At 58.5% G+C, this 11972-nt stretch carries 11 protein-coding genes; 7 read left to right on the top strand and 4 right to left on the bottom strand.

Annotated elements, in window-relative coordinates; all coding sequences use genetic code 11:
* Window positions 1–81 precede the first annotated feature (81 nt).
* Window positions 82–363, bottom strand: coding sequence for a DUF2798 domain-containing protein (locus IAI51_RS24410; protein WP_187680801.1), 282 nt, complete (start codon window positions 361–363; stop codon window positions 82–84).
* Window positions 364–490: 127 nt separating this feature from the next.
* Here IAI51_RS24410 and IAI51_RS24415 point away from each other — a divergent pair, with 127 nt between their 5' ends.
* From IAI51_RS24415 to IAI51_RS24435, 5 genes are all read left to right on the top strand, one after another.
* Complete coding sequence (locus tag IAI51_RS24415; protein ID WP_187680802.1) at window positions 491–1447, top strand: LysR family transcriptional regulator; 957 nt, start codon at window positions 491–493, stop codon at window positions 1445–1447.
* Between the two features lie 61 nt (window positions 1448–1508).
* Complete coding sequence (locus IAI51_RS24420; RefSeq protein WP_187680803.1) at window positions 1509–2558, top strand: alpha/beta hydrolase family protein; 1050 nt, start codon at window positions 1509–1511, stop codon at window positions 2556–2558.
* A gap of 85 nt (window positions 2559–2643) precedes the next feature.
* Window positions 2644–3483, top strand: a complete 840-nt coding sequence (gene yghU / locus IAI51_RS24425; protein ID WP_187680804.1) for a glutathione-dependent disulfide-bond oxidoreductase — start codon at window positions 2644–2646, stop codon at window positions 3481–3483.
* A 273-nt stretch (window positions 3484–3756) separates the two neighbouring features.
* Window positions 3757–5934 (top strand): TonB-dependent siderophore receptor, encoded by a 2178-nt coding sequence (locus IAI51_RS24430; RefSeq protein WP_187680805.1) that lies wholly within the window; start codon window positions 3757–3759, stop codon window positions 5932–5934.
* Between the two features lie 132 nt (window positions 5935–6066).
* Window positions 6067–7260 (top strand): GAF domain-containing sensor histidine kinase, encoded by a 1194-nt coding sequence (locus IAI51_RS24435; protein WP_187680806.1) that lies wholly within the window; start codon window positions 6067–6069, stop codon window positions 7258–7260.
* A 132-nt stretch (window positions 7261–7392) separates the two neighbouring features.
* On the opposite strand, the gene IAI51_RS24440 is transcribed toward IAI51_RS24435, so the two are convergent.
* Window positions 7393–7734 (bottom strand): hypothetical protein, encoded by a 342-nt coding sequence (locus tag IAI51_RS24440; RefSeq protein WP_187680807.1) that lies wholly within the window; start codon window positions 7732–7734, stop codon window positions 7393–7395.
* 86 nt (window positions 7735–7820) lie between these two features.
* Complete coding sequence (locus IAI51_RS24445) at window positions 7821–8459, bottom strand: ATPase (protein WP_187680808.1); 639 nt, start codon at window positions 8457–8459, stop codon at window positions 7821–7823.
* A 169-nt stretch (window positions 8460–8628) separates the two neighbouring features.
* Here IAI51_RS24445 and IAI51_RS24450 point away from each other — a divergent pair, with 169 nt between their 5' ends.
* Both IAI51_RS24450 and IAI51_RS24455 read left to right on the top strand, forming a co-directional pair.
* Window positions 8629–8877 carry a hypothetical protein gene (locus tag IAI51_RS24450; RefSeq protein ID WP_187680809.1) on the top strand — a complete coding sequence of 83 codons (249 nt, stop codon included), beginning with the start codon at window positions 8629–8631 and terminating at the stop codon, window positions 8875–8877.
* A gap of 67 nt (window positions 8878–8944) precedes the next feature.
* Window positions 8945–9439, top strand: a complete 495-nt coding sequence (locus IAI51_RS24455; protein WP_187680810.1) for a PaaI family thioesterase — start codon at window positions 8945–8947, stop codon at window positions 9437–9439.
* A 116-nt stretch (window positions 9440–9555) separates the two neighbouring features.
* Here IAI51_RS24455 and IAI51_RS24460 read toward each other — a convergent pair whose 3' ends face one another.
* Window positions 9556–11751, bottom strand: coding sequence for an OsmC domain/YcaO domain-containing protein (locus tag IAI51_RS24460; RefSeq protein ID WP_187680811.1), 2196 nt, complete (start codon window positions 11749–11751; stop codon window positions 9556–9558).
* Between the last annotated feature and the right edge of the window lie 221 nt (window positions 11752–11972).

Here is an 11972-nt window from a genome sequence, read left to right on the forward strand (position 1 = left end):
CGGCAGCTCCTACAGAGGTCGTGTTAAGGATCTGGACAGTCGGGCTGACGGCGAAGTTTCGATTGATTGTCCGGGAACAGGTCAGCGCGGGAGGTGCGGATGCACAGTCAACGCCACCAGTTTGATCACGATGGGCCGTACGACGAGGATGCACAGGAATGCCACCGGCATCGCCAACTTATAGGCGTGCAACGTATTACTCAGGTAGTCGTTATCAATGCCGGAGTTGGAGGCCGTGATTACCAACGACATGAGGAACGCCATGATCGTCGCCATGTACAGCGCGAACACATAGGGTGTCGCACGCGCTGACAGCTTGCGCCGGCTGACGTACAAGGCATCGGAGCTGGTTCTTTGATTCATATGGCTTTTCCATCCATTGACAGGGAGCGGGCACCTTAGCAAAGCCGATTGTCCTCAACTAGACGTCTACCCGTAGGTACTTTATAAAGCAGAACTTACGAATCAACCCCTATTGCGCAGGCCATGGATGAATCTGTTAGCGGCAATTGCCAGTTTTATCAAAGTGGTGGAATCGGGCTCCATCGTCGGTGCCGCCAAGATCCTGGGCGTCAGTGCGGCGGCGGTAAGTCAGACCCTCAATCGTCTGGAGGCGCACCTCGGCGTGCGTCTTCTGCAACGCACAACGCGAAGCATGGCGCTGACGGAGAACGGCGCGGTGTACTACGACAAGGTCAAGCGCATCGCGGCGGATCTGGAATCGGCGCAAAGCTCAATCTGCACTGAGGAAACCGAACTACAAGGCCGAATGAGCATTGCCTCGACCTCTGCCTTCGGACGCCATGTGCTGGCACCTCTGATCGCCGGCTTCGCCGCACAACACCCGCGTCTGCTCATTGAGTTGTCGACCACCGACGGCAAGATCAACCACATCCAGGACGGCATCGATCTGAGCCTGCGGATCAAGCCACAACTGGAAGATGGCATCGTCGCGCGCAAGATCGTCTCCTTGCCCTTCATCTTCTGCGCAGCCCCTGCTTATCTGGAGCGCGCCGGCGTGCCGCAATCGCCGGACGATCTGCAAAACCACGCGTGCCTGGCATTTCGTTACCCGCTGGACGGGCGCTTTTTGCGCTGGAGTTTTCTGCGTGACGGCCAGCGTTACGACGCGAGCATCAATGCCACCGCCATCAGTGACGACATCGACGCGCTGGCGCAGATGGCAATCAGCGGCGCGGGGATTACTCGGCTGGCAGAATTCGTCGCTGCACCTTATCTGGCAAGCGGCCAACTGCTGCCGCTGTTCGAACAGCGCGATAACGCAACACACGCGGTGGTCGAGCCGATGGAGATTTACGCCTGTGTGCAGGAGCGTGCGGCGATGACCGGCAAGGCCAAGGCCTTCATGGATTATTTGACGGAGCATTTGAACGTACGCTGGCCGATAGAGGAAATTGTCGCCGGGGCGCTCGAAGACACTCGCTGAAACGCTCGGGTTGAGGCAAAGTCCACCTCGCCAATCGGCCCCATCACGGAAGATAAAAACAATGAAAAAAGCCCTCGGTTCTCTGCTGCTCATTTGCCTGAGCACCAGCGCATTCGCTGACGAAAACCCGATCGGTTTCCAGAGCCTCAAGTTGCCGGACGCGAACAATGAACGCCCGCTAGAAATGGTCGTCTGGTACCCCGCCGGTGCAAGCACTGCCACACCAAAACTGATCGCCGACAATCCGGCGTTTGTCGGTGTCCTGGCTGTCGACAATGCGCCACCCGTCAGCGGCGAGCATCCATTGCTGGTGCTCTCCCACGGTTACCGCGGCAATTGGGGCAATCAGGCGTGGCTGGCCAGTGCACTGGCGCATCAGGGTTACATCGTCGCGGCGGTCAATCATCCCGGCAGTACCACCCATGACCGCAGCCCTGAAGCGGCTGCGCAGTTATGGCAGCGACCCGTGGACATCAGCCGCGCCATCGATGCGGTGACGGCTCAACCGGAAAAGTTCGGCGCAGTCGCGCAGCGTCGTATTGCCGTCGCGGGCCATTCACTGGGCGGCTGGACCGGCCTGGAAATCGCCAGCGCTCGTTTCGACACAGAGCTTTATGCACGGGAATGCAAAGTCCATTCGCAACTGGCCAGTTGCTCGGTTTACCAACAGATGAATCCCGCCAGCAACCCGGCATCGAAGGCTCGACTGGCCGCCGATTTACGCGATAAACGCGTGACGGCCGTGGTTTCGCTGGATTTGGGCCTGTCACGCGGCTTCACCGATGACAGCCTCGCGGCGCTGCAAGTGCCGGTGTTGGTGATTGCCGCAGGCGTGCCGTCCCAAGACTTACCCGCCGAGTTGGAATCCGCCGACCTGGCCAAGCGTCTGCCGAAAACCTCCAGCCAGTATGTCGAGATCAGCGACGCCAGCCATTTCAGTTTTCTGTCGCTGTGCAAACCCGGCGCGATCGCAATGCTCGAAGAAGACGCCCCCGGTGACGGCATCATCTGCACCGATGGCGACGGCGGACGTCCACGCCCGGTGATCCAGGCGCAGACGATTGCGCTGATTACCGAGTTTTTGGACAGGTCTGCCGGCAACGTGAAATAACCGGACTTCACTGGCACCCGCCAACATTTTTCCATACGGTGTCTATCTCACTTCATCTCAGCCAGCAATCGACGAGGCCAATTTCATGAGTAAAGCGCCCTACGTTCCGCCCAAGGTCTGGAAAAACGAAGCGCCGTCCGGCGGCCAGTTCGCCAGCATCAACCGCCCGATTGCCGGGCCGACGCATGAGAAAACGCTGCCAGTCGGCAAGCACCCGTTGCAGCTCTATTCGCTGGCCACACCCAATGGCGTGAAGGTGACCATCCTGCTTGAGGAGTTGCTGGCGCTGGGGCATACCGCCGCCGAATACGACGCATGGCTGATCCGCATTGGCGAGGGCGATCAGTTCTCCAGCGGTTTTGTCGATATCAATCCGAACTCGAAAATTCCCGCGCTGCTCGACCGCAGCGTCGAGCCACCGGTTCGTGTCTTCGAGTCGGGTTCGATCCTGCTTTATCTCGCGGAGAAGTTCGGCGCCTTCCTGCCCAAGAATCCGGCTGGACGCACCGAAACCCTCAACTGGCTGTTCTGGCAGATGGGTTCGGCGCCTTATCTGGGCGGCGGGTTTGGGCACTTCTATGCCTATGCACCAGAGAAAATGGAGTACCCCATCAATCGCTTCACCATGGAAACCAAGCGGCAACTGGATGTGCTCAATCGGCGCCTCGCCGAAAGCCCTTACCTTGCCGGTGACAGCTACACCATTGCCGACATTGCGGTCTGGTCGTGGTACGGCCAACTGGTGCGCAACAATGTGTATTCGGCGGCGGAGTTCCTTTCGGCGCAGGAGTACACCCATGTACAGCGCTGGGCAGAGGAGATCGCCAATCGGCCTGCGGTCGTTCGCGGGTTGCGCGTCAATCGGACATGGGGCGATGAGGCGACTCAGGTGCCTGAACGTCATCAGGCCGATGACCTGAACTGACCCCTCTCCCACTCGTAACGCCATCTCAATAGCAGCGCCATTTCAGGCGCTGCGTTGATCCTCGATCCAGACCTCCTCAGCCTGCCAACACCCACCGACCGCTCTAGCTCGGTGGACTTCCCGATGTTGCGCACCCGCGCAGATGTGAAAATCTTGTTAACTATCTGAGCCGTACAGCTTTCTTCGAGCGGAACCATCTGACACACTAATGCGAATAATTCCTACAAGCACTTGCACTGGATTCGTTTTCGTATCATTTGGGGAAGCAGATTGATGTCGTTTCACACCATTCACCGCCGCTCGAATCTTTCACCTAACCTGTTGGCACTGGCTATCTGCGCGGCCAGCATCGCGCCTGCCATGGCTGACGAGGCTGCGACATCCACGCCTGAAAACGCCGTTGCACCGACGACGCTGGAACTCGGCGCGACCGAAATCGGCGCCACGCAGATGAGCAGCACCACTGAAGGTTCGCAGTCCTACACCACCGGCCCGATGCAGACCGCGACCAAGCTGTCGCTGACCCTGCGCGAAACGCCTCAGGCAGTGACCGTCATCACCCGCCAGCGCATGGACGATCAGGCGATGACCAGCATCAACGATGTGGTGCGGGCAACGCCGGGGTTATTCCTCAGTCAGGCCGGCGGTCCGGGCCGACAGACCTACAAGTCTCGCGGTTTCGACATCGATAACATCATGTACGACGGCCTGCCGAGTTCTTATTCGCCGTACACGATGGCGGTGCAACCGAACCTGGCAATGTTCGACCGGGTTGAAATCGTGCGCGGTGCGACCGGTCTCGTCACCGGTGCCGGCAACCCGTCTGCCGCGATCAACATGGTGCGCAAACGCCCGACATTCACGCCGCAAGTGACGCTGACCGGCGCAGCGGGCAGTTGGGATGATTACCGCGGCGAGATCGACGCCTCCGGCCCACTGAACGAAAGCGGCACGTTGCGTGGCCGTGTTGTGGGTTCCTATCAGGGCGCCGACAGCTTCCGCGACAAAGAAGAAAACGATCACGGTTTGTTCTATGCCATCGGTGAAGCCGACCTGAGCGACAGCACCACCGCGACCCTGGGTTTCTCCCGTCAAAACGAACAGACCAACTATTTCTGGGGCGGCTTGCCGATCGGCACCAACGGCCACCACCTCGATCTGCCCCGCTCCACCTACGGTGGCTCCGATTGGGAGAACAAGAAGCTGCAGATCGACACGGTCTTCGGTGAAGTCGAACACCGCTTCGACAACGACTGGAAACTCCACGTAGCCGGTTCGTCCTCGACACTGAACGGTGAATTCTCAGGCACTTACCTGTCGCGTTACGCCGGTCCTCTGGAAACCACGGCGTACCAATCGCACAACACCGACAAGCAGACCGCTTTCGATGCGTTCGCCAGCGGCCCGTTCGAAGCCTTCGGCCGCACCCACGAACTGGTCGTGGGTGCCAGCAACCGTGTCTACGATGCGACCTCCAAGGAATACGATCCCTACACCACCGCGTGGCCAATCGGGGCGCCGAAACCCGATTTTGTGCGTGACGGCAAAACCCGCAACGTCACCACACAAGATGCCGTTTACCTGACCACCCGCCTGAGTCTGGCCGATCCGCTGACGCTGATCCTCGGCAGCCGCCTGGACTGGTATGACAACGATGACCGCACTGGCGATGGCGACTACAAAGTCACCCGCAACCTGACGCGATATGCCGGCCTGATCTACAAACTCGACGACCACTACTCCGTTTACGCCAGCTACACCGACATCTTCACGCCACAAACCCAGAAAGATCTCTCCGGCAAGCTGCTGGAGCCGATCGTGGGTGAAAACTACGAGGTCGGCATCAAGGGCGAATATTTCAACGGTGCACTTAACGCCAGTCTGGCCGTGTTCCAGATGGATCAGACCAACCGCTCAACCCTGTCGGCAAATCAGTTGGGTTGCCCGGTCATGACCTGCTACAACGCATCTGGCAAAGTCCGCAGCCAAGGCATTGATCTTGAACTGCAAGGCGCACTCACGGAAAACTGGCAGGTCGGCGCCGGCTACACCTACACCCGCGCCCACTACATCAAGGACGCAGACCCAGCTAACAATAATCAGCGTTTCGAAACCGACACGCCTGAGCACTTGTTCAAAGTCTCCACCCTGTACCGCCTCCAGGGGCCACTGGAAAAATTGCGCGTCGGTGGCAACGTCTACTGGCAAAGCCGCATGTACAACGACATCGCGCTGACCAATGGCAGCTATCGCCTTGAACAGGGCAGTTACGCGATTACCGACTTGATGGCTGGCTACGAAGTCAATAAACACCTGGATCTGCAGGTCAACGCGAACAACATCTTCGATCGTGTCTACTACTCCGCCATCGGCACCGACGTCACGTGGGGCTCTACCGAAAACTACGGCAATCCGCGCAGTTACATGCTGACCGCCAAATACAAGTTCTGAGTGGTTTAACACCCTCGGCACAGCCGCAAAGGGCGCCCGGGAAATCCGCTGCACCCTTTTTTGCCTCACCAATTAGTCATGTTCGGCAATTAGAGATAGTCTCTGAGCGAGATCATTTCGAAGTGCCGCCCCATGCCCCCTCCAGAATTTGCCGCAGACATCGACGCCATCCGCAGCATTGACGCGGTGCCCGTGATCCTGAGCATGGTCAAACACCTCACTGGCATGCGCTTCGCTGCGGTTGCTCGCGTCACCGATAAGAACTGGGTGGCGTGCGCAGTCGACGACTCGATCGATTTCGGACTCAAGCCTGGCGGCGAGCTGGTCCTCGAATCGACCATCTGTCACGAGATCCGGAAACACCAACAGCCGGTGATTTTTGGCCATGCCAGTGCCCACCCGGTGTTTTCACAGCATCACACGCCAAAAACCTATGGACTGGAGAGCTATATTTCCATTCCGATAGTGAAAGCCAACGGTGATTTTTTCGGCACGCTTTGCGCCATCGACTCGGTCCCGGCGAATCTTGAAGAACCCGCCATCGCCAAGACGCTCACGCTCTTTGCCCAACTGATTGCCATGAGTCTCGACACTCAAAGCCATCTTCAAGCCACCAAAACCGCTCTGGACACGGCCAATGAGCTTGGCAGGCTGCGCGAGCAATTCATCGCGGTACTGGGGCATGACCTGCGCACGCCACTGAGCGCCATTCGCATGAGCGCCGACCTGCTCGAAAGCAAAACCGAAGACAAGCGTTCGCTCAATTTGCTTGCGGCGATCCGCCACAGCTCTGTGCGCATGGGCGTGCTGATCGAGAACATCCTCGACTTTGCCCGGGGACGGCTGGGCGGCGGGATTCCGGTGCAACGAAAGTTAGTGGACGACTTGCAGAAGACGTTGCTGCTGACACTCGAAGAAGTCCAGGCTTCCCATCCGCAGGCAACGTTCGTGCATGCGCTGGACATACCGGCAGGCATCTATTGCGATGCTTTGCGCATCAGCCAATTGCTCTCCAATTTACTGGGGAACGCGGTCACTCATGGGTCAACCGGCACACCGATCATCCTCAACGCCTGTTCCGAGAACAACGAGATTGTCATCTCGCTGACCAACCAGGGCACGCCGATTCCAGCGCAGTTGATGCCACTGTTGTTCGAGCCTTTTTCCCGATCCGAAGCCGGGCAGCGCGATGAGGGGCTGGGATTGGGGCTCTATATCGCGTCGCAGATCGCGACGGCGCACAACGGCAGCCTGAGCGTCACATCAGACATCCAATCGGGAACCCGCTTCATAGCGCGATTCCCGGCTCAGTTCAAATGGGTTTGAGCTGACGCCCGCCGCTTAGGTCACCAAACGACGGACAAAAAAAGCCCCGCGACCGAATGAAGGCGCGGGGCAAAGAATTGGTTGGTTGCGGCCAACCAAAGGAGCTCTGTCAGATACGTTTACCGAGCGAAATCAGATGCAGTCCTGAGCTGCCCGTTCAAAACTCGATGGCATGAAGTTCGAGGCCAGCAGGTGACGCTCGTAGAGAAACACCTTGCCGCCATTGCCGGCCTTGTAGGCTTCCAGCACGTTGTCCGCCGCCACCTTGCTCGGCACCACGATCCGGTAGCTGCGCTGGGTTTGCGAGACGGTCGGGTTCATCGCACTGCCCTGCAGTTTCGGCACAACACAATCGGCGTATTGCGCCGGCGTCTTGCTGGTCTGCAAGGTCAGCGTCGGGTCGTTCGGTGCGGAGGCGCAACCGGCGAGCAACAAGGAAGCAAAAGCCATGGCAGGCACGAATAAAGGACGCATCGGTGTAATCCTGAAAATAAAGGTTCGGTTCAACCGGCAACGGTCCAGCTTCACGGCGCCGCCGTTGCCATTTATGTTTTAAGTGTTCAGCTTGCCGACACCAGCGCTTTCAGCGAGCTGTCGAATTGCTTCAGTGCGTTGAGTTGCAAGTCGCGTTGCTTCTCGATCTGTGCGGCGATGTGCGGCGCTGCCTGGTTCTGCACCCAGGCAGAAGGCAGCTGCTTTTCCACGGCACCTTCGGCCTTGCCGATGTATTGCAGATCGGCGTCGTAGAAACGAGCGGTGAAACGCGCTTCGACCAGGCTGTTGCGTTGGGTCATCAGGCGGTTGAAGGTGTCGAGCTTGACCACCACATCCGGATGAGCCTGGACCAAGGCATCAAGGCTGTCGTAAACGGTCACGGACAAGAACTGCTGTTGCAACGAACTCATCAACCAGTCAATCGCCAGTTCCGGATCGGAACTATTGACGAAGGCTTCACGAATCCGCGAGTCCAGCGCATCTTTCGCGCCGTTGACCGCCATGTCATGGTAGCGCTCGAGGTATTGCAGGTTGTCCAAGGTGTTTTCGCTGTACAGCACACCGACGGTTTGCGAATGCTGCAACGTCGCGCTGCTTCCGGTGATGGTTTGAAAGTGACACGACCGGGCGTCATCTGCGTAGGTCGGTGCAGCGGCAGCACCCATCAGCAGGGCGACGAGGGCCAGTCGAGTCAGAGTTTTCATCGCGCAAATTCCTTGGCTGCGTGTTCGATGGAGGCGATTTTCCGCCGATTGCCGACAAAGCAGAACTTGCGTTTCTTGATGGTCACTATTACTTCTAGCAATAGTTGCCCGACGTGCAGACTGATACACACTCAATCACAACTAGAAAAAGATGAATGAGGAAGCCTCCTTGAGAACGTTTGACTTGATCCGCGACGCCGTTCTGCCCGATTTCCGCGAGCGAGTGGCTGAATACCTGGTCCAGTACGAAAGCGTGTTGCTGAACAAAGACGGCGCCGATCCACAGCTGATTCGCGACACGGCCCATCAGTTGCGCGGTTATCTACGCGGGCTGAACACCACGCGGGTATTGGGCATGGCGTATTGGGAAGAGCTGGATCGACGGGTTGTCGATACATGGCTTGCGCCCGAGCAATAACGGATCGGCGCGGCGCCGAATGCCGCATGCGCCTGACCGGCCTCACCACACCAGGATGACCACACCCATGTCCAGCCTCGACACCTCACTGCAAGACAGCGCCGCGCCGCAAGGCGTTTGTTACGGCTGCGGCGGCAGCAATCCGCACGGCCTGCATATAAAGAGTTATTGGCATGAAGACGGCGTGCACGTTCTCGCGGAGCATGTGCCGGACGCCAAATACTGCGGCTGGCCGGACCTGGTCTACGGCGGGCTGATCGCCATGCTGGTCGACTGCCACTCCAACTGGACGGCAATGGCTTATCACTACCGTGCAGAGAACCGCGAACCCGGCACCCTGCCCCGCATCGACTGCGTTACCGGCAACCTGGGCATCAAGTTCATCAAACCGACGCCAATGGGTGTAACGCTGACTCTGCGGGCGAAAGTCGAAGGGGAAGTCGGGCGCAAGACTCGGGTGATCTGTGAGGTCTTCGCAGGAGAAGTGCTGACGGCGGTGGGTGATTCGGTTTTTGTGCGGGTCGATACCGGGGAACTGGCTAACGCGGCGCACGGGCGCTAAGGCCTGATAGCCAGACCTGGCGCGAGATACGCCGCCACCCATGTTCCTGCGTGACCGCAAGATTACGTTCACTCGAAGTGGCGAGGAAATTTGCCCCTCGCCACAGCTGATGGCGATCAAGCCGTGGCTTTAGCCCGCGCCGAATGCAACTTCTTGTAGCTCTCGATCAGGCGCAAATGCCGATCCAGGCCTTCCAGCTTCATGCTCGTCGGCGTCAAGCCGTAGAAGCGCACGCTACCGTTCACCGAGCCAATCGCCGCGTCCATCCGCTCGTTACCAAACATGCGGCGGAAGTTGGCTTCGTAGTCGGCCAGTTCCAGGTCTTCGTCCAGTTCCATCTCCAGCACCACGTTCACGGCCTGATAGAACAAGCCGCGCTCGACGGTGTTGTCGTTGTATTGCAGGAACGCTTCAACCAGGTCTTTGGCCTGATCGTACTTTTGCAGGGCGAGGTAGATCAGCAGGCGCAGTTCGAGGATGGTCAACTTGCCCCACGGCGTGTTGTCGTCGAACTCGATGCCGATCAGCGTGGTGATGTCGGTGTAGTCGTCCAGCTCGCTGTTTTCCAGGCCTTGGGCCAGGTTACGCAAGCCGACTTTGCTCAAGCTGTGCAGGTTGAGGATGTCGGCACGAAATTGCAGGGCTTTGTTGGTGTTGTCCCAGATCAGGTCATCGACCGGATAGATCTCCGAGTAGTCCGGCACCAGAATGCGGCAAGCCTTGGCGCCGATGTGCTCGTAAACCGCCATGTAGACTTCTTTGCCCATGTCCTCAAGGATGCCGAACAGTGTCGCGGCTTCGTCGGCGTTGGAGTCTTCGCCTTCGCCTGAGAAGTCCCACTCGACGAATTCGAAGTCGGCCTTGGCACTGAAGAAGCGCCACGACACCACACCGCTGGAGTCGATGAAGTGCTCGACGAAGTTGTTCGGCTCGGTTACGGCCTGCCCCGAGAAGGTCGGCTGCGGCAAGTCGTTCAGGCCTTCAAAACTACGGCCCTGCAACAACTCGGTCAGGCTGCGCTCCAGCGCGACTTCAAGGCTTGGGTGCGCGCCGAACGAGGCGAATACACCGCCGGTACGCGGATTCATCAGGGTCACGCACATCACCGGGAATTCACCGCCCAGAGACGCATCCTTGACCAGTACCGGGAAGCCCTGCTCTTCCAGGCCCTTGATGCCGGCCAGAATGCTTGGGTATTTCTCCAGCACTTCCTGCGGCACGTCCGGCAGCGCCATTTCCCCTTCGAGGATTTCGCGTTTGACCGCCCGCTCGAAGATTTCCGACAGGCACTGCACCTGTGCTTCAGCCAATGTATTACCGGCGCTCATGCCGTTGCTGAGGAACAGGTTTTCGATCAGGTTGGACGGAAAGTACACCACTTCCTGGTCGGACTGGCGCACAAACGGCAGCGAGCAGATGCCGCGCTGGGTGTTGCCGGAGTTGGTGTCGTACAGGTGCGATCCGAGGAGATCGCCTTCGCGGTTATAAATCTTGAGGCAGTATTCGTCGAGGATCTCGGTCGGCAGCGCATCTTTCGGGCCGGGCTTGAACCAGCGCTCGTCCGGGTAATGCACGAAGTTTGCGTTGGCGATGTCTTCGCCCCAGAACTGATCGTTGTAGAAGAAGTTGCAGTTCAGACGCTCGATGAACTCGCCCAGCGCCGAGGCCAGTGCGCCTTCTTTGGTCGCGCCCTTGCCATTGGTGAAGCACATCGGCGAATGCGCATCGCGGATGTGCAGCGACCACACGTTGGGCACGATGTTGCGCCACGAAGCGATTTCAATCTTCATGCCCAGGTCGGCGAGAATGCCCGACATGTTGGCGATGGTCTGCTCCAGCGGCAGATCCTTGCCGGCAATGTAGGTGCCTGCTTCCGAACCCGAATGCGGCATCAACAAGGCTTGCGCATCGGCGTCGAGGTTTTCCACCTCTTCGATGATGAACTCAGGGCCGGTCTGCACGACCTTCTTTACAGTGCAGCGGTCGATGGAGCGCAGGATGCCCTGGCGATCCTTGTCGGAGATGTCCGCCGGCAGTTCGACCTGAATCTTGAAAATCTGGTTGTAGCGGTTTTCCGGGTCGACGATGTTGTTTTGCGACAGGCGAATATTGTCTGTGGGGATGTTGCGGGTGTCGCAGTACAACTTCACGAAGTAAGCCGCGCACAACGCCGACGATGCCAGGAAGTAGTCGAACGGCCCCGGTGCCGAGCCATCGCCTTTATAGCGGATAGGCTGATCGGCGATCACCGTGAAGTCGTCGAACTTGGCTTCAAGTCGAAGGTTGTCGAGAAAATTGACCTTGATTTCCATGCGGGATTACCAGAATACGGCTAAACGAATGGCGGCCATTATCCGGTTTTTGAGCGGGAAGTCTTGTGCTTTCGGGAATGGCCGCTGACCGGCGCCATGCCATCTGCACGGGCCTCGCACTGTGCGCCCGTGCCCATTTCTGCACATAAATTCGAGCAAAAACTCAACACGTTCACTACGCTTTTACAGATTCGGACCACTGCACCACGAAGAATCTGAAC

Origin of the sequence: Pseudomonas sp. N40(2020) (assembly GCF_014472415.1) — a bacterium.
Classification (GTDB): Bacteria; Pseudomonadota; Gammaproteobacteria; order Pseudomonadales; family Pseudomonadaceae; genus Aquipseudomonas.